21 protein-coding genes are annotated in these 22,491 nt (G+C 59.4%); 9 read left to right on the top strand and 12 right to left on the bottom strand.

Going from position 1 to position 22,491, the window contains the following annotated elements; genetic code table 11:
* Window positions 1–81: 81 nt before the first annotated feature.
* The 9 genes from V8J84_RS05930 to V8J84_RS05890 all read right to left on the bottom strand — a co-directional run bounded on the left by V8J84_RS05930 (window position 82) and on the right by V8J84_RS05890 (window position 9,417).
* On the bottom strand, window positions 82–762 hold the full coding sequence (locus V8J84_RS05930) for a DUF1523 family protein (RefSeq protein ID WP_339928956.1): 681 nt from the start codon (window positions 760–762) through the stop codon (window positions 82–84).
* 8 nt (window positions 763–770) lie between these two features.
* Entirely contained in the window at window positions 771–1,037 is a 267-nt protein-coding gene (locus V8J84_RS05925) for a hypothetical protein (RefSeq protein WP_339928954.1), read from the bottom strand.
* A gap of 2 nt (window positions 1,038–1,039) precedes the next feature.
* A complete protein-coding gene (locus V8J84_RS05920; protein WP_339928952.1) occupies window positions 1,040–2,422 on the bottom strand; it encodes a DUF6638 family protein in 1,383 nt (460 codons plus the stop codon).
* Between the two features lie 4 nt (window positions 2,423–2,426).
* The gene (locus V8J84_RS05915; protein WP_339928950.1) at window positions 2,427–2,756 is read right to left on the bottom strand and encodes a hypothetical protein; all 330 of its coding nucleotides are present in this window, start codon (window positions 2,754–2,756) and stop codon (window positions 2,427–2,429) included.
* Window positions 2,753–4,687, bottom strand: coding sequence for an AAA family ATPase (locus V8J84_RS05910; RefSeq protein WP_339928948.1), 1,935 nt, complete (start codon window positions 4,685–4,687; stop codon window positions 2,753–2,755). The genes V8J84_RS05915 and V8J84_RS05910 overlap by 4 nt, the downstream gene beginning before the upstream one ends.
* A 39-nt stretch (window positions 4,688–4,726) precedes the next feature.
* Window positions 4,727–5,860 carry a hypothetical protein gene (locus V8J84_RS05905; RefSeq protein ID WP_339929101.1) on the bottom strand — a complete coding sequence of 378 codons (1,134 nt, stop codon included), beginning with the start codon at window positions 5,858–5,860 and terminating at the stop codon, window positions 4,727–4,729.
* Between the two features lie 77 nt (window positions 5,861–5,937).
* Window positions 5,938–7,020 carry a hypothetical protein gene (locus V8J84_RS05900; RefSeq protein ID WP_339928946.1) on the bottom strand — a complete coding sequence of 361 codons (1,083 nt, stop codon included), beginning with the start codon at window positions 7,018–7,020 and terminating at the stop codon, window positions 5,938–5,940.
* A 193-nt stretch (window positions 7,021–7,213) separates the two neighbouring features.
* The gene (locus V8J84_RS05895; RefSeq protein ID WP_339928944.1) at window positions 7,214–8,005 is read right to left on the bottom strand and encodes a L,D-transpeptidase; all 792 of its coding nucleotides are present in this window, start codon (window positions 8,003–8,005) and stop codon (window positions 7,214–7,216) included.
* Between the two features lie 206 nt (window positions 8,006–8,211).
* A complete protein-coding gene (locus V8J84_RS05890; RefSeq protein WP_339928942.1) occupies window positions 8,212–9,417 on the bottom strand; it encodes an aminopeptidase P family protein in 1,206 nt (401 codons plus the stop codon).
* A 149-nt stretch (window positions 9,418–9,566) separates the two neighbouring features.
* On the opposite strand from V8J84_RS05890, the gene V8J84_RS05885 reads away from it, so the two are divergent.
* On the top strand, window positions 9,567–10,013 hold the full coding sequence (locus tag V8J84_RS05885) for a hypothetical protein (RefSeq protein ID WP_339928940.1): 447 nt from the start codon (window positions 9,567–9,569) through the stop codon (window positions 10,011–10,013).
* Window positions 10,010–10,363, top strand: coding sequence for a cupin domain-containing protein (locus tag V8J84_RS05880; RefSeq protein ID WP_339928939.1), 354 nt, complete (start codon window positions 10,010–10,012; stop codon window positions 10,361–10,363). Before V8J84_RS05885 ends, V8J84_RS05880 begins: the two co-directional genes overlap by 4 nt.
* Here V8J84_RS05880 and V8J84_RS05875 read toward each other — a convergent pair.
* Window positions 10,360–11,133: an alpha/beta hydrolase gene (locus V8J84_RS05875; protein WP_339928937.1), complete on the bottom strand. Its 774-nt coding sequence runs from the start codon at window positions 11,131–11,133 to the stop codon at window positions 10,360–10,362. The two genes, V8J84_RS05880 and V8J84_RS05875, sit on opposite strands and share 4 nt — an antisense overlap.
* Before the next feature lie 86 nt (window positions 11,134–11,219).
* On the opposite strand from V8J84_RS05875, the gene V8J84_RS05870 reads away from it, so the two are divergent.
* From V8J84_RS05870 to V8J84_RS05855, 4 genes are all read left to right on the top strand, one after another.
* Entirely contained in the window at window positions 11,220–12,698 is a 1,479-nt protein-coding gene (locus V8J84_RS05870; RefSeq protein ID WP_339928935.1) for an NAD-dependent succinate-semialdehyde dehydrogenase, read from the top strand.
* A gap of 308 nt (window positions 12,699–13,006) precedes the next feature.
* The gene (locus V8J84_RS05865) at window positions 13,007–13,726 is read left to right on the top strand and encodes a LytTR family DNA-binding domain-containing protein (protein WP_339928933.1); all 720 of its coding nucleotides are present in this window, start codon (window positions 13,007–13,009) and stop codon (window positions 13,724–13,726) included.
* A 63-nt stretch (window positions 13,727–13,789) separates the two neighbouring features.
* A complete protein-coding gene (locus V8J84_RS05860) occupies window positions 13,790–14,326 on the top strand; it encodes an RNA polymerase sigma factor (protein ID WP_339929099.1) in 537 nt (178 codons plus the stop codon).
* Entirely contained in the window at window positions 14,323–16,353 is a 2,031-nt protein-coding gene (locus V8J84_RS05855) for a vWA domain-containing protein (RefSeq protein ID WP_339928931.1), read from the top strand. Before V8J84_RS05860 ends, V8J84_RS05855 begins: the two co-directional genes overlap by 4 nt.
* 1 nt (window position 16,354) lies before the next feature.
* Here the strand turns inward: V8J84_RS05855 and V8J84_RS05850 are convergent, their stop codons facing one another.
* Complete coding sequence (locus tag V8J84_RS05850) at window positions 16,355–17,101, bottom strand: hydroxypyruvate isomerase family protein (protein WP_339928929.1); 747 nt, start codon at window positions 17,099–17,101, stop codon at window positions 16,355–16,357.
* Window positions 17,101–17,715, bottom strand: a complete 615-nt coding sequence (locus V8J84_RS05845) for a DUF1285 domain-containing protein (protein WP_339928927.1) — start codon at window positions 17,713–17,715, stop codon at window positions 17,101–17,103. Before V8J84_RS05845 ends, V8J84_RS05850 begins: the two co-directional genes overlap by 1 nt.
* Before the next feature lie 58 nt (window positions 17,716–17,773).
* On the opposite strand from V8J84_RS05845, the gene V8J84_RS05840 reads away from it, so the two are divergent.
* The 3 genes from V8J84_RS05840 to V8J84_RS05830 all read left to right on the top strand — a co-directional run bounded on the left by V8J84_RS05840 (window position 17,774) and on the right by V8J84_RS05830 (window position 22,489).
* The gene (locus V8J84_RS05840) at window positions 17,774–18,778 is read left to right on the top strand and encodes an AAA family ATPase (RefSeq protein WP_339928925.1); all 1,005 of its coding nucleotides are present in this window, start codon (window positions 17,774–17,776) and stop codon (window positions 18,776–18,778) included.
* On the top strand, window positions 18,775–19,647 hold the full coding sequence (locus V8J84_RS05835; protein ID WP_339928923.1) for a DUF58 domain-containing protein: 873 nt from the start codon (window positions 18,775–18,777) through the stop codon (window positions 19,645–19,647). The genes V8J84_RS05840 and V8J84_RS05835 overlap by 4 nt, the downstream gene beginning before the upstream one ends.
* Before the next feature lie 82 nt (window positions 19,648–19,729).
* Window positions 19,730–22,489, top strand: a complete 2,760-nt coding sequence (locus tag V8J84_RS05830; protein ID WP_339928921.1) for a DUF4159 domain-containing protein — start codon at window positions 19,730–19,732, stop codon at window positions 22,487–22,489.
* The last annotated feature ends 2 nt before the right edge of the window (window positions 22,490–22,491 follow it).

Here is a 22,491-nt window from a genome sequence, read left to right as displayed (position 1 = left end):
GCAAATACTTCGGGGAGTTTGAGGGGCAGCGCCCCTCATCCACCACAAAATCGCGTCGGCGCAGCCGTCCGTTCGGTCAAGCTACTTCCGCTTGTCCTTAGCGCGCCATGTGTTCAGCCAGCGGCGTACACGTCCGCGCCGTTCGGCAACGCCCGCCTGCACCACGTCAAGCTGGTCGCCCGCACTGTCCAGCATTGGATCGACGGACCGTTCGCGAAACTGTGCCCACATAGCCCGCAGAAACACGATGGCGATCATCAGAAAGCCGAAAAAGAAGATGTTGAACCACGGGATGACGCGCACATCGGGGCCGTCCACCTCGCGGATGGCAATCGCATTGGGATAGATCGACGCCCAGCGCACCCGCCAGCCGTAGTGCGTCAGGACCGCCCAACTGTCACCACGCGCGGCATTCGCTGCCTCGGCCTGAAGGTCAGAGCTGTCGAACTTGAAATACGGCGGCCAAATCCAGCCGGTATCCTCGTTGCGGTAAACCATCACGCCTTCGCTGTCGCGCTGGACAAACCCAAGTAGGAACGTGCGTTTCTTTTCGGTATAGATCAGGCGTAAATCACGCGTTGGCTGTTCGGCTGTGCCGCTGTCGGCCTGCGCATAAAAGATGCGGTTGAAGGCCGTGAAATCCTGCCGGATCACTTCGGTGGACGTGATCCGCACCACATCGTGCTGCGGCAGCACATAGTGCAGCATCAGACCAAAGATCAGCAGGACAAACAGACGCAAAAACAAACCGATACGTTGCATATTGGACCTCAATTCGCGTTGGTGATGTAGACAATCGTCGCCACAATCGCAGGCGGGATCACAAAGACAAGGGCAATCAGTTTGGGCCGGAAACTGGCGTTGTATTCCTTGATACCCTTGGCCACGTATTCGGCACGGGTCATGCCCTCAACCGGAGCCTCGTCATAGGCGTTCTCCAGCTTTTCGCGCCGCACAGAGCGGGAATACAGCGAGATCGACAGGTAAACGACACCCAGTGCGATAAAGCCGAAAACGACCAGTCTGACAAATCCCATACCTATCTCCTTCCCACTGCGCCCCACGGACCGACCCGTTCGATCAGGTCAGCGCGCGTGTCAACAGATCCCGATTGGCGGCCCCATGGGCTTGAAGCGGGTTCCGGTTCGGCCATTGGTTCTTCGTGTCCAAAGAGTGCGGCACGCGTGCCTGCCTTGTCCACTTGATATTCGCGGTGCAGAAAATCGGCGACGTAGTCGCGTTTCTGGTCCGGCCAGGTCATGTAGGCTGCGTAAAACGCTTCTTTATGACAGATAAACAGCTGGCGAATATCCAGCGGCGACAGTTCCGCGAGCAGCATGTTCACCAGATCTGCATCGGCATGGTCCTTGGCACGCAACGTATAGAAATAGGCGGGATGCTCTGACGTGATGGTGGGCCACGGACCATCCTCTTCGGCCCAGCGCGCCAATGCCGCCAGCCCTTGCCAAGCTTCGGGCAACAGCGCGGCATAGCGCCGCCCCAGCGTGCGCAGATCGCGCCGTGTGGCGCCGCGCAGATCATCGCCCATGGTGGCGGCCACTTCGGCCACCACGAAATCCATCTTTTGATGCAGGATCGCTGCCGCATCGATGCCCCGCGCTTCGACGATGGGTTCAACAAGATCATTGTCTTGCAGGAACTTGGCAATCTTGGTGCGGTCGGCAAGCGCATAAACCGCCTCGATCGGCAGGTCGCCAACCTTTTCCGGATCGCCTGCCAGAATGGCTGCGGGTTTTTCCACATTGCGGAACACGTAGATGCCGCCGAAATGGGCCGTCCAGAAGTTGTCTTGTGTAAACTCCATCCGTGACAGGTTCACAGGGTTGCGCGTCACATCGCCCGTGTCTTTGGCCAGCCCGATCATCTGACTGATCAGAACATCGTCAAACCACGCATCTTTTTCCGATTTAAAACGGTCGATCATCCGGCCCAATTCAGCAGCCGTTGCGACGGTGCCGTCAGTGGTGTCAGCCTCAACCGTGATGCGGCGGATATCAAACAGCCTGTCGGCGCGATCCGCTGCATAGACCGAATTCACCAGCTCGCCCGCCACGGCATCCCGCGCAGTCAGCGCAAAAAGCTGGGCACGGTTATCGGCGATGAACTGCTTGATGATCCCCCGCGAGGTCGAGAATTTCATATTCAAAAGCGGCGCGGTTTCCTGATCGGTGGTCAGCAAAATGAATTGCCGGTTCACACCCGTCTGGTTGAGGTAGTTATCATCGCCCAGATCATGGCCAACCTCGGGGCTGTGGCCCGAGATATCGATATGAAATTCGGTCAGGGACGTCGTTTTGCCCGTCAGATGCTGCAACGCGCGGTTATAGCGATCCACCAGCACCGGACTGTCCACCCGGATCAGATTGCCGAACATCAGGCCTTTTTCGATCAGTCTGTGCATTGGGCTACCATGTTTCTTGTGTCCAACCCGATGGCAGGCTGGCGACAGACAAAATCAGAATAGGGGCCCAGACAATCGCCGCTGTCAGCCCAAGGTGCCCGAAATACAGGATCGTGGGCGCGATGCCCGGTTCGAACAAGGCAGCTAGAGGTGTCCCCTGCGCCACGTAAAGGCCGAAGAAAAAGATACCGCTGATCACAAACATCAACAGCGTGGCGATGAGGCCAAGCACCATCAGCGGGCGCACGCCCTCGGGCATGACCATCGACAGCAGCTTGGGCACAAGCCAGCCCATCAGCGCCAGAAAGATCATGGGCACGGCAAGGCTGCTCATCCCTTTTGCTCCAGATAGCGGCGCTTGGCCTCTTCCTGACGCTCAAATTCGCGCACCATGTTGGCGATGGCCACCTCGTCGGATTTATCGGCATAGCGGAATTCGCTATCGGCGTAGCGGTTGATTTCTTGGATCACCATATCCACCGTGATCGGCACGCGCAGTTCGGAAATCATCGCCTTCTTTGCGTCGTAGTCCTTGAACAGGAACAGTTCGGGGTTCTCCATCCATTCGTCCGGCAGTTCAAAGTCCATCGCGCGGACCTTTACTGCATCCGTGATGTTCTTGATCGCGCGGCCGGTAAAGCGTTCGTCCGCTTCCTGAATGCCTTTGAGGTAGGTGCCGAGTTTCGCAATCGTGTCCAACTCGCCGATCTGGTCGTGCACGCGGTCAAAAACGCGCATCAGCCCTTCCTCGTGCGGGCGGGCGTGACCTTCGAACGATTTCGCGACAGCCTTCTTGATTTCCTGAGCAGAGAATACTTCGTGTTCCCCCACCGGAATATCGTGGTTCTTGCCCATCAGCAGATAGAGGATGTCGATGTAATCATCCCGCGTCTGCGGCCCGTCCACGAGGAAACGCGCCCCTGCCCGCTGGCGCAGCGCATCGTCCACGTTTTCGGGATAGTTTGAGAACATACCGAACGTACAGTTGCCGCGCACGACCGTATTCGCGCCTGCAAAACTCTCCATCAGCACGGCGGTAATCTCTAGCTGCCCCGCCGATGATTGCCTGTCGCCGCGCTTACCGGCAAGCTGGTCAATGTCGTCGATGGTGCCGAAGCCGATGGCGTGCGGATCAAGGATATTGTTGATAAACGCTTTGGCGTTCTGGCCTGATTTACCCTGATAGCTGTCGATGTTATCGGTGCTCAGGTTCTGGTAATTGAACGCATAGCCCGCCGTCTGGCAGTAGTCGTTGATCAGGCCCGCCATCATCTGGATCAGTGTGGTTTTACCGGTGCCGGGTTTGCCATCCCCCATGAACGTAAAGATAAAGCCGCCCAGTTCGGCAAACGGGTTCAGCCGCCGGTCAAAGTCATAGGCCATGACCATCTTGGCCAGTTTCATCGCCTGATATTTGGCGATGTGGTTGCCCACGACCTCGTTCGGTTTCTTGAACGTCATCGTCAGGGTCTTGGACTTACCCTTGCGCGCAGGGCTGAACCCGTCGACCACAAATTCGTCCTCTTCAACGCGCCAGCTTGCAGCGTTGAACGGCTCAAGCCGCGCGGCGGTGCTGGCACGGCCCGCGACCTTGTCCATCAGCGCCTCGCAAAACGCGAGGATCGTGGCGATCAGTTTCGGTTCTGACGCGGCATGTTTGGCAATGTCCTGATCCAACTCCCACAACGCGCCGTGCAGCGCCAGTTGGCCGTTGTCGGTCAGCACCTCTTCCACATCACCGATTTCGACTGTTTCTTCGGTGGCGTGGCTGCCCAGAAAAAACGACGTGGCAGAGCCGAAAACATAAAGCGTCACCAGCGCCTCTGCCGTCAGCAGTTCGGAAAATTCCGCCCGCTGCCCGTCAGACAGGCCACCTTCAAGATTGGCGCGCTTCATGTCTTTGAGCGCAGTGCGTTCCGCAAACTGTTCGGCCACGGCCAGCGCAATCGCAATGGCGCGGCGCAACCCTTGCTGGACATGGGCCTGAAGTGGCGAGGTCAGGCCGTCACCACCCTCAACCGCTTCGATCCGCGTGGTCAGCTGGATGCCTTCCTTGCGCACCGTGCGACGTGTGGCCAGACCGGGCGTGGTCGACCTGAATGCGCGGCGCGTGCCGACACCTGACGATCGCTCGGGCGTAGCGGACGCGGTTCCCTGCGCCACACGCGGGCTATGATCAAAGCCGTCCAGCAGATCGAGCGCCGCCGCATAATGGCCACGAATTTCTTCCTCGCGCAGTTCCATCTGATCGCTTGTCTGGCTCATTCTCTTAACTCGCTTTTTTCAAAATACTCAAAGGCCGCGCTATCTGTAGCTCAGCACGCGGCCGCTATCGCTGACCACAAACTTGCGCACATCCCGAAATCCTGCCGGATTGCGTTCACGTAGCGCCTGATAAGGGCGTTCGGGCATAATCAGTGACCGCTCCATCCGCGACACACCGGCGTCGCCAGCCGGCCCCTCGAACGGATCGCGGGCGAAAATTTGGCGTTCCACCGATCCGAACCAGCCGGATTTGACATGCTCGGTCCGCTCGGACATCAGATCTTCTTCTGTCCAGACCATCGCCCAGTCTTCCCCGACAGGGCTGTTGGCCGCCTCCAGCACCTCGCGGAGCGGGCCGGACTGGCGGGTAAAGGCATGGCTATACATCGGGCCGATATGGAACCGGCGCAGGCGCACGGGATGCAGATCGTCAAAATCCTCGTCAAAGCCGGTGGCAATCGTCATCAGCTTAAGCCCGTGGATGCTTTGCGCCATCAGATGCGCCTGCACTTCGGGCCAGCGCTGCTGGTCTTTGGGCAGACCGGTGCGACCCGTATCCTCAAGGTCCATCAGATAGATCACGGGCAGGTTCACCGTGCTGTCATAGACCGCCCAATGCACCTGAAAGTGCCGCCGCAGACCTTCGTTCTTGATCCAGATCGCCTCAGGATCATTGCGCGCCCAAAACTGCCCGCCTTTCAGCAACTCTTCGTAGTAAAGCCGCTGGGACAGCGCATATTGCAGCTTGGTCGGGATGGCCTGTTCGCCCACGATGGTGCGCACCATCTGATCCTTGAGCGCATCCGCACTTGGCATCGTTTGTAAGTGCTTTTCAGCCTGAAGCGCATCATTCGCCATCTCAAGCAGTTCTTGATAGACGGGAAAACCGCTTTCGATGCGATCAAATGTCAACTGGCCCGCATGCTCGAACCGGCCCGAGAAATGATACTTATGCGCCAGCGACCGGAACGTCAGGTTCAGGCCCACGATATAGCGGGCAATCGCGGTGATATCGCGCCGGTCCAGCCGGTCTTCGGCCTCCATCGTGGCCGCGACCTTGTTCATATGGCCAGTGATCCGCTCAAACTTGCCAAAATAGCGCCGCGTGATGCGGGTATCTTCAAGCCTGAAGTGATCAAGGGCGAGGTCGGATTTAGCCACGTGCAGTCCCATCTTCATCGTAGGGCGGGGTTTGACCCCGCCTTTGCCGGATGGCGGGGTCAAACCCCGCCCTACCATGCAGCAATGATCTAGGCCTGATCGCCATACTGGTTGCTATCGTGCTTCTCCACGATTTTCTGGAAGCGGCGGATAAAGCGTTCATCCGCTTTCGCCTTCTGCTCCAGCACCTCGCGGGCAAAGACCATGTGATCCTCGTGCGCTTCGAGCATGTCGGCCATGCGGGCGTTCGTCGCGGAACCAATGGCTGCCATCGCGGTCTGCGCCTCTTGGTCTGTCTGCACGCCGATCTCGTTGATCTGGTGGGCAACGTCTTGCTGCTGAGCCGTTTTCAACGACTTGGACAGCGCATCATAGAGGACCACACGCTGCTTGGTATCTGTTTCCAACTTGTTGATCAGGACCATCTGCGTCGCCGCCTGGTTTTGCAGCGAGTCGATCCAGGTTTTGCCCTTTTCGATATAACGCTCAAGCGTCTGGCTTTTCGCAAGCTGCACCTGCTCCTGCTGCACCAGCTCGTTGTATTTGGTGTTCAGCTCGGCCAGTTCGGTTTCCAGCTTGGTGCGCGCGGCGGCGTCCTGCTCGACCGAGATTTTGCCTTCCAGCGCGATAATCTTCGGGTCCATCGCCAGAATGTCGGCGCGCACGGTTTCAAGCTCGCCCACAGTCGTTTCGCGCTCGTCCAGCGTGCCGGTCAGGTTGCTTTCAACCGATGACTTCTGCTCGTTCAGCACGGCCAACTGGTTCTGCAAAAGCTTGGTGATCACGTCGGACTTGGAAATCAGGTCTTGCAGCTTGTCATCAACCGACGCGGTGCGCATCCGCTCTTCACGCATGCTGTCGGCCTTCGCCTTGGAGAAGAAGCCGATAAAGCTTTCCATGCCGGTCTTGGAGCGCATCTCGTCAAAATCGCGCGAAAAGGCGGAGGTCACATCGTCCAGACCCATGATCAGTTCGGCGATATTGGCGTTCATCAATTCGGTGTGGGCGTGCACATCCTCAAGCGAGGCGTTTTCGATATCGACGCTGATATCCGTGCCCTGTGCCATCTTCTGGCGGGCGGTTTCGATCCGGCTTGTCAGCTCGGAAATCTTGGACTGCGCCTCGGCGACCTGCGCCTGGCTTTGCTGAATTTGTGCGTCGAAATCGGCCATATGAAATCCCCCTGAAAGGTCCGTTGTTTTTCTTTATGTAGGAAATGTTACATCACTATACAAATCCACGTCACCCGTATTCAACGGATAACGCGGGCAATTTTTAGGCAGAACCATGGTAAACCCGCGCAGCCACAGACTGCGCGGTTCAGGCGATGATGCAAGTCAGGAAAACCAGCCCAAGGGCGTGGTTTTACCCCTGATCAAAGATGTCGAGATCGTCCAGCGCGGGGTTGTCGGTGCCAAACACCTCTTCCCGGCTCAGGATGGTGGGCGGCAATTCCACGCCACGCTCATAGTTCTCGGGATCAACGCGCAGCGATTCAGCGCGGCTGCGGATGTGCACGGTCATCGGCGTTTCAACCTGTTCGTACAGGTGGATAATATCCTGATTGAACATACGGATACAGCCCGCAGACCCGGAGTTGCCGATCGATTGCAGGTCGTTGGTGCCGTGGATGCGGTAATAGGTGTCGCGGCCACCACGATAAAGGTAAAGCGCGCGCGCACCCAGCGGACTGCTCAGGCCGCCCGGCACACCAGAGCGGAACGGCTCGTAAACCTCAGGCTCTGTGCGCAGCATGTTGGCGGTTGGGGTCCAGCCCGGCCACTTGCGCTTCAGCTTGATGGTGGCACCACCGTTGATGGACCGGCCCTGACGGCCCACACCAACTGGATAGCGGACGGCGGACCCGTCATTGCGCACCAGATACAGGAACTTGGCATAGGGATCGACGTCGATCGTGCCGCCGGGCTGTTCGCCCAGATACTCGCCGGACATGCGGCGGTTGATGCCTTGTGTGAACTCTGGCGGGATGCCCGGCAGGTCATACCCTTCGTCCGCAAGCGGGGCATAGCCCGGCGCAAACGACACTGCAGCACGCGCAGCGGGGTTAGAGGTAGGCACACGGGGACCACAGGCCGCGGCAGTCGACGCGAGCATCATGGCCGTAAAGGATCGGCGGGATAAAGATTTAACAGGCATGGCAGCACCTTAATACAGAATAGCCCCCTTTAGCACACAGATTGCAAAGCGCAAAACGTGACTAGCGAAGGCGTGACCACAAGGACGTGATCGCAACATGTATGCGCAAAACGCGCGAACAGGTCGAAAGTTGCATGATTCTCTGCCGCCGCACAGTCAGGAAATGCTGACCCGCGCGCGGCGGCAAATAATGGCGCACCAACAGGTTATCCGACGACGTTGGTTTCCGGCCCGTAGGGATATTTGGTGATATCTTCGTTGCCATCGTCGGTGATGAACAGAATATCGTGCTCGCGGTAGCCACCGGCACCGGCCTGCCCTTCGGGGATCGTCAGCATCGGCTCCATCGAGATAACCATGCCGGGTTCCAGAACCGTGTCGATATCTTCGCGCAGTTCCAGCCCCGCCTCGCGGCCATAGTAGTGCGACAGCACACCAAACGAATGGCCATAGCCGAAGGTGCGGTATTGCAGCAGATCACGCTCTTCAAAAAAGGCGTTGATTTTGGCGGTAACTTCCGAGCATTTCGCGCCCGGTTGCAGCAGGCTCATCCCGTATTCATGGGCCGCAACATTGGCCTCCCAGATTTTGAGGCTGGCATCATCCACCTCGCGCACAAACAAGGTGCGTTCAAGCGCGGTGTAATAGGCCGAGATCATCGGGAAGGTGTTCAGCGACAGGATATCGCCGACCTGCAATTTCCGTGCAGTGACAGGGTTATGCGCCCCGTCCGTGTTGATGCCGGATTGAAACCAGACCCAAGTATCGCGGTATTCGGCATCGGGAAAGCGTTTCGCAATCTCAAGCTCCATCGCGTCGCGGCCCGCCATCGCCACATCAATCTCTCGGGTGCCCGCATTGATCGCGTCACGGATGGCAAAACCACCCACGTCAGCGACGGCTGCGCCGTGGCGAATGATATCCAGTTCGGCTTGGCTTTTGTGCATCCGCTGCACCATCGTATCGCCAGCAATATCAAGCGTTTTGGACGGTGCCAGAAAGCTGTTGAGCTTGCCTGACTGCACCAGCGTCAGATGGTCGCCTTCGTATCCAATCGCTTTGCCTGATCCGGTCACCGACAGGATTGCGCGCCAGTAATTGTCACGCTCCCAATCGGTATAGGTGATGTTGTCGCCAAAGCCGCGCCGCCACGGCTGGGCTGCATCGATGCCCGCACTGATCGTAACCGTCTCAGTTTTCGTAACGACTTGCGCGTATGGGCGACCAAAGGTGCAATACAAGAAACCCGAATAATACGCGATGTTGTGCATCGACGTCAGCACACAAGCATCGACGCCGCGGTCGGCCATGATTTTGCGCAGGCCAGACAGGCGGGTTTCGTATTCGGCATCGGCAAACGGCAGGGTCTTTTCGCCCTGATGAAAACGGTGGAACTGATTGCGTGTGGACATAGGATTCAGACCTCAAATCAATAAGGTCCCGGCGTTCAGGACGATGGGCCATTGACCCGAGCGGCATTGCTGCCTGTGACGACGCCATCGTCACGGCTCGGGTTGTGCTTAAAGCGCGGCTGGGGCGCGTGGCAAGCCAATTTTCGCACGTGACATTGCACGCCGTTGGCCGCACGATGCGCCGCATGTCGATCTGGACAAACCTTCGCCGCGCCATTCGTGGCCGCCCTGCCCCTGAACGGCCACGCGCGCTGCCTGGCGGCAAGGGCCGCATCCATTTTCTGGCCGGTGATTTCCGTGATGAGGCCGCCGCCCGCGCCTATTGCTATGATGCGATAGGTGATCTGCCAGAAGCGCTGACCCGTGACCAGCCAGAGGCGTTCATTGATACCGATCATGTCGAGGTCAGCTTTGGCACGCACCGCGACAGGCTGTCGGAATTTCTGGATGATGACACGGTGGCAGGCCTGCTGGATGAGATCGACGGACAGAACACGCTGATTATCGTGGCAGAGCCCGCCTTTGGCGGCTTGCCTTACACGCTGCAAGACACTGAAATCCTGACGTATCTCGGGCCACAGGTGGTGGATATATGACCGACAAAGTGAATTTGGCGCAAAAACTTAGCCAATTTGATAACCATTGGTCGCCGCGCATCGTTGCGGGCTACAATGGCAATGATATCATGGTGGTAAAGGTCGAAGGTGAATTTGTCTGGCACAGCCATCCCGACACCGACGACCTGTTTTTGTGCCTTCACGGATCGGTTGATATCGAACTGCGCGACAAGGTTGTCACGTTGCAGGAGGGAGAGCTGTGTGTGGTGCCTGCGGGGGTTGAGCATCGCCCCGTTGCACGCGGTGAGGCGCATCTGATGTTGATCGAACCCAGCGGGACGCCCAATACGGGCGACCCTGATACGGCGGTCGACAAGCCGGTGATCTAGCCCAACAGGATGCGGGTCAGGCTGCTGTCAGGCTCGGCCAGCAATTCCACGATATCAAAATGATGACGTTCCGGTTCGATGTGGCATGCCTCACTCCATGTGGCGGCCAAGCCATTCGCCTGTTCAATAAACGCAGGCCTTTCGTCGGCACCGACAACAACCGTGACGCTGCTTTGCGGGATTGCCTGATGGATCGGACTTTCGGCCTGCGCCTCGGCCTCATCAAGCCCCAGATCGGCGTTCATGGAGGTGCGCAGCAGTGGCGCGAGGTCACCCAGCGGCGAGATTGGCACCGTCTTATCGACGCGGTGCATCCAATCGCCCGCTATCGCAGGGTCCAGCATCCGCGCCACCAGATGACCACCAGCCGAATGGCCCGTCAGCCTGATTGGCCCCGCCACCGTCGCGGCGATTGCCTGAACTGCCGCTGCGATCTGACGTGTAATGTCGCTGATCCGCACATCCGGACACAAATCGTAGGACGGCATCGCAACAGCCCACCCGTGTGCCAAGGGGCCCGCTGCCAGATGCGACCAGCTTGATTTGTCGAAATGGAGCCAATAGCCGCCATGTACAAAGATCACGACACCGCGCGGCTTGCCGTCGGGTTGAAAAAGATCAAACCGCTGCCGGTCTGATGGCCCGTAAGACACATCCAGCGTTGCATTTGTGCTGTCACGAAATGCCTTTGCCGCCGCAGACCACTTGTCGGGATAGGCGTCACCGCCCGCAATATATTTGCCGTTGGCGTAGGCTTCGTCCAGTTCCAATGCAACGCTCCGTCCAGTTGGGTGTTAGGGCTTTACGAAGTGCGGCCCCTTTGACCTTATGGGGCAAACTCTAAGGGAGAAGACCGATGCTTGACCAGACAACCGATCTTGAGAAAATCCTGTCGCGCCCCGACCTGCTGTGCACGCAGGCCTATGTGGCTGGTAAATGGAGCGATGCCAAAGATGGCAAGACATTTGATGTGACAAACCCCGCGCGAGGCGATGTCATCGCCAAGGTGGCCGATCTGTCCCGCAGCGAGATTGGCGATGCCATTGCCGCCGCTGAAACCGCGCAAAAGGACTGGGCCGCACTGGCTGCCAAGGACCGCGCCAAGGTGTTGCGCAAGTGGTTCGACCTGATGATGGAAAACCAAGAAGATCTGGCGCAGATCATGACGGCAGAGCAGGGCAAGCCCCTGTCAGAGTCGCGCGGTGAGGTGGCTTACGGCGCATCGTTTGTGGAATGGTTCGGCGAGGAAGCCAAGCGCACCTACGGCGAAACGATTCCCGGCCACATGGCCGACAAACGCATCACGGTCATCAAGCAGCCCATCGGCGTGGCCGCTGGCATTACGCCGTGGAACTTTCCCAACGCCATGATCGCCCGCAAGGTGGCCCCTGCCCTTGCCGCCGGTTGCGCCTTTGTCGTGCGCCCTGCGTCACTCACCCCGCTGTCGGCGCTGGCGATGGCCAAACTTGCCGAGGAAGCCGGCGTGCCGAAGGGGCTCTTCTCGGTTGTGACGACCACATCGTCTTCCGAGGCCGGTAAGGAATTCTGCGAAAACCCCATCGTGCGCAAGCTGACCTTCACCGGATCAACCGAGGTCGGGCGCATCTTGCTGAAACAAGCGTCCGAGCAGGTGATGAAATGCTCGATGGAGCTTGGCGGAAATGCACCGTTCATCGTGTTTGACGACGCTGACATTGACGCCGCCGTGGAAGGCGCCATCGCGTGCAAATTCCGCAATAACGGCCAGACATGCGTGTGCGCGAACCGGATCTATGTGCAGGCGGGGGTGTATGACGACTTTGCACAGAAGCTGAAAAAAGCGGTAGAGGATCTCAAGGTCGGTGATGGCCTGAAGGAAGGCACCAACCTTGGACCGCTGATTGAGCCCGATGCCGTTGATAAAGTGAAGGAGCATCTTGAGGATGCGCTGTCCAAGGGGGCCAAGGTTCTGACCGGTGGTAAAGAGCACGAGCTGGGCGGTCAGTTTTTCCAGCCCACCATCGTCACCGATGCGACGCAGGATATGAAAGTTAGCACGGACGAAACGTTCGGCCCTTTCGCGCCCCTGTTCAAGTTCACCGACGAGGACGATGTTATCGCAAAGGCCAACGATACGATTTTCGGTCTGGCATCGTATTTCTTCGCCAACGACCTGAGCCGCGTCACAAAGGTGGCCGAGGCGCTGGAATACGGGATTGTGGGTGTGAACACCGGCATCATCTCGACCGAGGTTGCGCCATTCGGTGGGGTCAAGCAATCGGGCCTTGGCCGCGAAGGCAGCCACCACGGCATGGATGACTACATGGAATTGAAGTACATCTGCACGTCGGTCTGACCCGACCCACGCATTAAGCAAAAAAACGGCGGCATCCCCATCGGGTGCCGCCGTTTTTGTATCTGCCACGGCCTCAACCCGTGATTGTGGGCCGGCGGACACGGAATTGGTTAAATGTTTAGGTCATCAAAGATGCATTGTTTTCAAGACGCGGCCACTCACTGACTGCTGCCTAGATGAAGCCATGAAAATTCCTTGTTATCAAAGGTCTTTTCGTGAAATATGCGCGGAATTCGTCAAATTTCAGAGATTCAAAATTCGCGATGCGCCAAATTATCAAACGTTTTTCCTGGGAGAAGAAAGCAGCCGTGTCGTTTCTTGCGCTGGTTCTGCTGATCACGCTGGGACCGTTTGGAACCTACGGTGATCTGACCCTTGGCAAGCGGTTTGTCTACTGGACCATTCTGATGATCGGCATCGGCTTTTTCATGCACGTGTCGATCACTGTCGCGCTTGCGACGCATTATCTGGCTGGCATGCCGCAATGGGTGCGCATGATCTTTGGCGCGATGATCGCGGCCATTCCGAGCCTTGCCATTCTGATTTTCGTCAATGATGTCTACCGCCCCGCGGCGCTGACCGACTTCAACTATTTTGTGAAATGGGCGCAGATTGTCGTGCTGGGCGTTGCGATCGGTGGGCTGGAATATGTCGACTGGAAGATGCCCATCAAACCTGCCCCTCCCGAGATCGTCACACCGTTTCACAAGCGTCTGACGGCTGAACTGGGACGCGATATCGTATCGTTGTCCATGCAGGATCATTACGTCGAAGTCACCACGACGACAGGCAAAGAGATGTTGTTGATCCGCTTTGCCGATGCACTGGACGAGATTGCGGGCCTTCCCGGACAGCGGGTGCACAGATCGCACTGGGTTGCTGCGCGTCATCTGGTCAAGCTGGAACGGGACGGCCCGCGTCATCTGGCAACGCTTTCCGATGGCCGCACACTCCCCGTCAGCGCAACCTACACGAAAGCGGCACAGGCGATGCTGGCCACCCGTGAACTGGCGCTGAACGCCGCCTGACATTTTTTTCGGCACTCACGCCAAGGATTGACGCACGGGCTGCGTCGAACCACCGTGATGCGTATGACAACCAGCGACGAAGACCTTGCCACGGCGGCGGCCAATGGGGACGGACAGGCTTTTGCCAGCCTGCTTGATCGCCACTACGACCGCTTGTTCGCGTTCTGCTTTCGCCTGACTGGTGCGCGGGTGGAGGCCGAGGATCTGTGTCAGGACATCTGCGCCGCCCTGCCCTCCAAGCTGCGTCGCTATGAACGCAAGGCCAAGGTGACAACATGGCTTTACAAGGTCGCGGTAAACGCCGCCCATGATCGCAGACGCAGGCAGGCAACGTATGCAAAAGCCACAACAGGTTGGGGCGATTGGGAAACGGCACGCACTGCGGCCAACGCCGAAACGGCACAAAGCATTGACTGGCTCACGCAAGCCATGGGCCAATTAAACGACGACCTGCGCGACACGCTGGCACTGGTGCTCGATGACATGACACACGCCCAAGCCGCCGAGGTGCTGGGGGTCAGCGAAGGCACGATCAGCTGGCGCGTGTCGGAAGCAAAAAAGGCGCTGCGCGCCCTGCGGGAAATGGAGGATGCACAATGAGTGGTGACGATCTTGATGATCTCAAGGCGATGATGGCCGATGCAACCCCGCGCCCTGATCCTGCACGTCGCGCGGAAAACCTCGCGCTTGCGCAGAAAAATTTCGACGCGCTCCAAGGATCGCAGGATGCGGCGCGTCCCACTTCTGTAACCGCCCCAAGCGGGCTTTGGACAGGAGTGAAAAAGATGTTTGATGCAATGACAACCAAAGGCGGGCTGACCGCAACCACGGCACTTGTTGCGGCCGGGTTCTTGTTTGTAACCCCGATGGGTCAGGATTTGTGGCGCGATGCCCCGCTGGCCGATATTGGCGACGAGGCGAAACTTTCTCTTGGCACACCCGCCGACACCGCACCGGCCCAAACACCCCAAGAACGCGCCATTGATCAAGCTGTGGCAGAGGCAGACGGTTACCTTGCCGATGATCTGGAACGGGCGCGCAACGAGGCCACTGTCACGGCAAACGAAGATGCACTTGTGCCTCAGGCCCCGATGATCGTGGTAGAAACCGAAGTGGCTGACGCCGGTGCCACTGACCGAATGTCCGCCACGGGCCTTCAGTCCGAGGTGATGCTGTCAGAGCCAATGGTCGCGGCACCAGTCCCTGCGGATGTGATCGTGCAACCTGCGCTCGACACCGAAGAGTTTGCGAATGCGGCGCAAAATCCTCTGAAAATCACATCGGAAGAGCCTGTTTCGACGTTTTCGATTGATGTGGATACGGCAAGCTATGCGCTGGTGCGGTCGTCTTTGATGCGCGGCCAACTGCCGCCAGCCGATGCCGTGCGTGTGGAAGAGTTGATCAACTATTTCCCCTACGCCTATCCCGACCCCGCCGCAGATGAGGCCCCGTTCCGCCCGACTGTCACTGTGACGGGCACGCCATGGAACGCGGATACGCAGCTTGTCCACATTGGTCTGCAGGGCCAGATGCCAGCGGTCGAGGATCGTCCGCCGCTCAACCTAGTTTTTCTGATCGATACATCCGGCAGCATGGATGACCCGACAAAACTGCCACTGCTGCGCCAGTCGTTCATGCTGATGCTGGACAACCTGCGCCCCGAAGATGAAGTGGCAATCGTTGAATATGCGGGCAGCGCGGGTCAGGTTCTGGCCCCGACGCCCGCCTCTGAAAAGGGGATGATCGTCGCCGCTTTGATGCAGCTTGGCGCTGGCGGATCAACAAACGGTCAAGGCGGACTGGAACAGGCCTATGCCACTGCCGAGGCGATGGCCGCAGACGGTGAGATTGGCCGCGTGATCCTTGCCACCGACGGTGATTTCAACGTCGGCATGTCCGATCCGGCGGCGCTGACCGACTTCATTGCCGACAAGCGCGACACCGGCACGTATCTGTCTGTGCTGGGCTTTGGGCGTGGTAATCTGGATGACGCCACGATGCAGGCGCTGGCCCAGAACGGCAACGGCACTGCGGCCTACATCGACACGCTGTCAGAGGCGCAAAAGGTGCTGGTGGATCAACTGACCGGCGCGCTTTTCCCCATCGCTGGCGATGTGAAGGTGCAGGTTGAGTTCAACCCCGCTGCTGTCGCTGAATATCGCTTGATTGGCTACGAAACCCGTGCGCTTGCCCGCGAGGATTTCAACAATGATGCGGTGGATGCGGGCGAACTTGGCGCGGGTCACAGCGTCACGGCAATTTACGAAGTGACGCCAGTGGGCAGCCCGGCGCAGCTTTCCGATCCGTTGCGCTATGGCGAAACGACTGTGGCCGGTGACAGTGACGAGCTTGGCTTTCTGAAACTGCGTTACAAAGAACCGGGTGCAGACATCAGCCAACTGCTTGAAACGCCGATCATGGCTAGTGAAGGCGCGGCAAACGCCGAAGCGCAATTTGCCATCGCCATTGCCGGTTTCGGGCAGCTTTTGCGCGATAATCCATACTTGGGCGATTGGTCCTATGCGGACGCGATTGCGCTGGCCAATGCCAATCGCGGAGAAGATGCCTTTGGCTATCGGACAGAGGCTGTGCAATTGATGCGTCTGGCGCAAAGCCTGTCGCAGTAGCCTAGCGCGGTAACCACCCCAGCCCTGCCAACGTTGTGGTCTTGGGGTGGTACTCCGCACTGACCCAGCCGTCATAACCATCCGCGTCGAGCCGATCAAAGAAGTCGACAAACGCAGCCCCCGCAGGTTCGGACCTGTCGGGGGCTGCACCAATCTGGACGTGCCGCACATGCGCACGCGCCCTATCCCATTCTGCCATGACATCGCTATGGATTTTCGCGGCATGATAGGTGTCGAACTGAAAGCCAAGGTTGGGGGCATCGACCTGCGCCAGAATATCTATCGCCTGACCATAATCGTTCAGGAAATACCCCGGTTGATCATCAGGGTTTAGCGGTTCGATTGTAAATGACTGGCTTGGATTTTCTGCCGTGACCCATTTCAGGTTTTCAATGAAACAGGCGTGCGCAGCAGCACCCGATGCCTTGCCCGCCATCACATGCACATGCTGCACCTTCAGCGCCTTGGCGTAGCGCATGACCCGCCGCATATCGCTGCGAAATCGGGCCTGCGCCTCGGGCACGGCGGCAAAGCCCTGTTGGCCCCCTGTATAATTCGGCGGCGGGCTGTTGATCAGCACCATCTGTAACCCTTGGATCGACAGTGCGTCGACAATCTCGGGCACAGGTTCATCGTACGGTGACAGGATCTCAACACCGTCAAAGTTCGCATCCTTCGCCCGCACGAACCGCTCTGCAAAAGGGAACTCGTTAAAAAGCAGCGTGAGGTTTGCGGCAAAGCGCGGCATCAGGTCAGCTCGGCTGCCGGAATGATCGGAAAGAACGTGCCCGCCGACCGCACGCCAAACCATGCGACACCGTCTACCTCTGCCTCTTCGCCGATATCAACAAGACGGTAGAACGACTTGCGGTCAATCAGCGCCTCAAGATTGCTGCGCACCAGAATATAGGGTGACGGCTCTCCGGTTTCAGCATCACGTTCCACACGGATCGGGTGTTCGGCCCCTGCTGTCACCAGGTCACCGACATTTGTCTCGAAAACCAGCGCATCGTCCGCGCGGTTGAAATCAATCGCAACGAAAGGCGCATCGTCGACCGTGATCCCGACTTTTTCCACCGGCGTGACAAGGAAATAGTCATCGCCATCGCGCCGGATAATTGTCGAGAACAATTTCACCAGCGCCGCACGCCCGATGGGTGTGCCCATATAAAACCACGTGCCATCCCGCGCGATCCGCATATCGATGTCACCGCAAAACGGCGGGTTCCACAGGTGCACGGGCGGCAGGCCCTTGCCACCGCTTTCCGCACTGGCCGCCTGCGCAGATGATGCGAGGCTTTCCGCCGATGGAACTTCAATTTTTTGTGCCCCACTCTTTCGTGAGTCTGTTCGTTTTGCCATTGGGGTCATTCGCTATATCTGTTGTTATGCGTTGATATAGTGCAGCCGGAGAAATGTCATGACCACCACCGATGATCTTGTGCCACAGATCGAAGCCCTCGGCGCCCAGCTGGGTCACGCGCGCGCGTCCATCGCGAAACGGTTCATCGGTCAGGACAAGGTGGTTGATCTGACGCTTACCGCGCTGATCTGCGGCGGGCATGCGGTGCTGATTGGCCTACCAGGTTTGGGCAAGACGCGGTTGGTCGACACGCTCTCTACTGTGATGGGCCTGAACGGCAACCGCATCCAGTTCACGCCCGATCTGATGCCAGCCGATATCCTTGGCTCTGAAATTCTGGATACCGATGACAGCGGCGCGCGCGCGTTCCGCTTTGTCGAAGGTCCGATCTTTTGCCAGCTTCTTATGGCCGACGAGATTAACCGCGCCTCGCCCCGCACGCAGTCCGCGCTGTTGCAGGCGATGCAGGAACGCGAAGTGACCGTGGCTGGCGAACACCGCCCGCTTGGCACGCCGTTTCACGTGCTGGCTACGCAAAACCCGATTGAACAAGAAGGCACTTATCCTCTGCCAGAGGCGCAGCTTGACCGTTTCCTTGTGCAAATCGACGTCCCCTACCCCGATCGCGCAACAGAGCGTGACATTCTGATTGCCACCACCGGCGTGGCCGAAGAAGAGGCGACAGCCGTTTTCACAGCTGACGAATTGCTGGCCGCGCAAACGCTGCTGCGCCGGATGCCAGTGGGAGATGCTATCGTTGAGATGATCCTTGATCTGGTCCGCGCCTGTCGCCCTGACGCGGATGCGCCCGAAGTTGTGCGCCAGACAGTCAGCTGGGGTCCCGGCCCGCGTGCGGCACAGGCGTTGATGCTGACCGTGCGCGCCTCTGCCTTGCTGGACGGACGCCTCGCCCCATCCGCCGAAGACGTGATGGCGATGGCGATCCCCGTGCTGGAACACCGTATGGCGCTGTCATTTGCGGCCCGCGCGCGTGGCGAAACCGTGCAAGACGTGATCCGTCAGGTCGCCGCCCAAATCACAAAGGTTGAGGCCGCCGCGTGACGACCCCGCTTGCCCTACGTTCAGATGCCGAGGCGCTGGCCGCCACGCTGCCAGCCCTTTTGGCCGAAGCGGAACACCTCGCCACAACCGTTCTGTTGGGTGACCACGGGCGTAGGCGGGCCGGTATGGGCGATACATTCTGGCAATACCGCCCAGCGCAAGCGGGCGACGACGCCCGCAGCATCGACTGGCGCAGGTCCGCACGCTCAGACGGCAACTTCGTGCAAGACAAGGAATGGCAGATCGCGCAATCGGTGATCCTCTGGGTCGATCAGGCCGCAGCCATGTCGTTCACCTCGACCGACGACCTGCCCACCAAAGCGACCCGCGCCCGCACACTGGCACTGGCCGCTGCGATCCTGCTTCTACGCGGCGGTGAACGTGTGGGCCTGACCGGCCTGCGCCTGCCGCCCCGTCGTGGTGAAGCCCAACTTGCGCGTATGGCTCAAATGCTGTCCGAAGACGACACCACCGACTACGGCAGCCCCGACGCGCAAGGCATGCTGCCCCATTCGCGCGCCCTCTTCGTCAGCGATTTCCTCAGCGATCTCGCACCCGTAGAAGAGGCGCTGACCAAGGCCGCCGATCGTGGCGTGCGCGGCGCAATGGTTCAAATTCTCGACCCGCAGGAAGAAGCATTTCCTTTCGACGGACGCACCATCTTCCAGTCCATGTCCGGCGGTCTGGAGCACGAGACACTCAAGGCGGGAGACCTGCGCGACCGCTACCTTGAGCGCCTTGCGGCCCGCAAAGACGCGTTGACCACACTCGCCGCCCGTACCGGCTGGCAGTTCCACACCCACCGCACCGACGCATCCGCGACTGCCGCCCTTCTGTGGATCTACGGCGCGTTGGAGCGGCAGATATGATTTTGCCCCTGTATCATTTTGCCAAAAATACTCCGGGGTTCGGGGCAGCGCCCCAAGACGCCAGCAATAAGGCGCGCTGCTCATGTGGATGATCGGCCCCATCGCATTCAGCGCCCCTTGGCTCCTTTTGGGGCTCATCGCGCTCCCAATCCTCTGGCTGCTGCTACGTGCCGTGCCGCCTGCGCCCATCCGCCGCCGCTTTCCCGGTGTGGCGTTGCTGCTGGGCTTGGCCGACAATGAAAGCCAAAGTGACCGCACGCCGTGGTGGCTGTTGATACTGCGCCTTCTGGCGATTGCGGCTGTCATCATCGGGTTTGCCGGTCCCGTGCTGAACCCGCAGAACCAGCAGGCAGGCTCTGGCCCGCTTTTGATCATTGCGGATGGCACATGGGCCGACGCCCGCGACTGGGCCGCACGGCAGGACCGCATCACCGCGCTGCTGGATGACGCGGCCCGACAGGGCCGCACCGTGGCCATGACAACGCTGACCAACCTGCCCGCCGAGGGGCTGGTGTTCCAGTCCGCAGATGCCGTGGCACAACGCGTGCCCAACTTGCGCCCCGCCCCGTGGGAGCCTGATCTGGACAGCCTGTCACTGCTGATCGACGGTCTGTCTGGCGACGTTGATACCTATTGGTTGTCTGACGGTATTAAGCGCGAAAGCCGCGATGCGCTTTTGCCAGCCCTTCAGGTTTTTGGCGCGGTCACGGTGTTTCAGACACCCCGCCAGATCATCGGCCTGCGCCCTGCTCGTTTTGAAGACGGCGATGTGATTGTGTCCGCCGTTCGCACCCCCACAGGTGCTGCATTTGCGGCACCGGTGGCGGCCATCGGGCTTGATCCGGCAGGTGTCGAACGCCAGCTTGCCAGCGCCGTGCTTGAATTCGCAGCCGGTGAGGCCGTGGCCGAAACCACCCTCGATCTACCGCCCGAACTGCGCAACCGCATCACGCGGTTCGAGATCACAGGCGCCCGCTCTGCCGCTGCGGTCAGCCTGACCGATGATGCGCTGAAACGGCGCGAAGTGGCGTTGGTCGCAGGACGTGAAGACCGCGAAGGCCTGGAGCTTTTGTCGCCGCTCTTTTACCTGCGCGAGGCGTTGGAGCCGACCGCCGATCTCATTGACGGCACGATGGCGGATATCTTGCTGGCCAATCCTGATGTGATCGTATTGGCCGATGTGGCCAGCCTGCCCGGTGGCGAAACCGCAGACATCCTGAACTGGGTCGAAAGCGGCGGCATGCTGTTGCGTTTTGCCGGTCCGCGCCTTGCCGCGTCTGAACTGGGCCGCACCGAGGAAGACCCGCTTTTGCCCGTGCGCCTGCGCGCTGGCGGGCGTAGCATCGGCGGCGCGATGAGCTGGGGAGAGCCCAAGGCGCTTGCCCCGTTTGATGAGGACAGCCCGTTCTTTGGTCTGCCCGTTCCCGATGATGTAGAGGTCACGTCGCAGGTCGTGGCCCAGCCGGACCCGACACTGGCAGATCGCGTCATCGCCGGATTGGCCGATGGCACTCCTTTGGTGACGCGGCGGATCGTGGGCGAAGGGCAGATCGTCCTGTTCCACGTGACGGCAAACGCCGAATGGTCGAACCTGCCCCTGTCCGGTCTTTTCGTGCAGATGCTTGAACGTCTGGCTGTCTCGACCAGCACCGTATCCCCCGATGCCGCCGATCTTGAGGGCACGACATGGTTGCCCACCGATCTGATGGACGCGACAGGGCGGCTTGATGACGGCAGCACGCGCCCCGGCGTGGCAGGTGAGGCGATTGCGGAGGGCACCCCCGGCCCCGAACTGGTGCCCGGTCTTTATGTCGGTGCGAACCGTCAGATAGCGGTGAATGTGATGCAGAAAGATACGACACTTGCCCCCGCCGTCTGGCCCAATGATGTCATGATCGAAGGGTTGGCCATCGTGCGCGAGACCGCGCTGAAAGGCTGGCTGTTGACCGCCGCACTTACGCTTTTGATGATCGATGTCATCGCGTCCCTGCTGATCGGCGGGCGGATGCGCGGCCCGCGTGCCGATGTTACGGCCGCGCTTGCTCTGGCGCTGCTTTTCACCGCCGTTCCAGCCGATGCGCAAAGTGATGACTTTGCTATCGCGGCCACGTCAGAGGTTGTCTTGGGCCATGTTCTGACCGGCGATGACGAGGTCGACAGCATCGCGCAGGCAGGCTTGCGCGGGGTGTCCGAAACGCTGTTCCGCCGCACCTCGATCGAACCGGCGGCCCCGATGGGCGTGAACCTTGAAACCGACGAACTGGCGTTCTTCCCGTTTCTGTATTGGCCGATTACGGCTGATCAGCCGCTGCCAAGCCGTGCCGCCTATGACAAACTGAACCGCTATCTGCGGTCTGGCGGCATGATCCTGTTTGATACGCGCGATGCCGATACCGCCAGCTTTGGGTCAGGCTCCCCCGAAGGGCGCAAGCTTCAGTCGATTGCGCGTACGCTGGATATTCCGGCACTTGAGCCGATCCCGCAGGATCACGTCCTGACGCGCACCTTCTACCTGCTGCAGGACTTCCCTGGACGTTACGCCAGCCGTGATATCTGGGTCGAGGCCGCACCGCTTGATGCCGCGCAGGCCGAGGGCATGCCGTTTCGCAACCTTAACGACGGTGTGACGCCCGTGGTCATTGGCGGGAACGACTGGGCGCGGGCGTGGGCGATTGATGACAACGGTCGCCGCATGTTCCCTGTGGGGCGCGGTCAGGCCGGTGAACGCCAGCGCGAGATTGCCCTGCGCTTTGGCGTGAACCTGATCATGCACGTGCTGACCGGCAACTACAAATCCGATCAGGTGCATGTTCCCGCCCTGCTTGACAGATTGGGGCAATAGCA

It is taken from the genome of Yoonia sp. 208BN28-4, assembly GCF_037543925.1.
Lineage (GTDB): Bacteria > Pseudomonadota > Alphaproteobacteria > Rhodobacterales > Rhodobacteraceae > Yoonia.
Note: the sequence above shows the minus strand (reverse complement) of the source record. Positions and strands in the feature narration are given on the sequence as shown.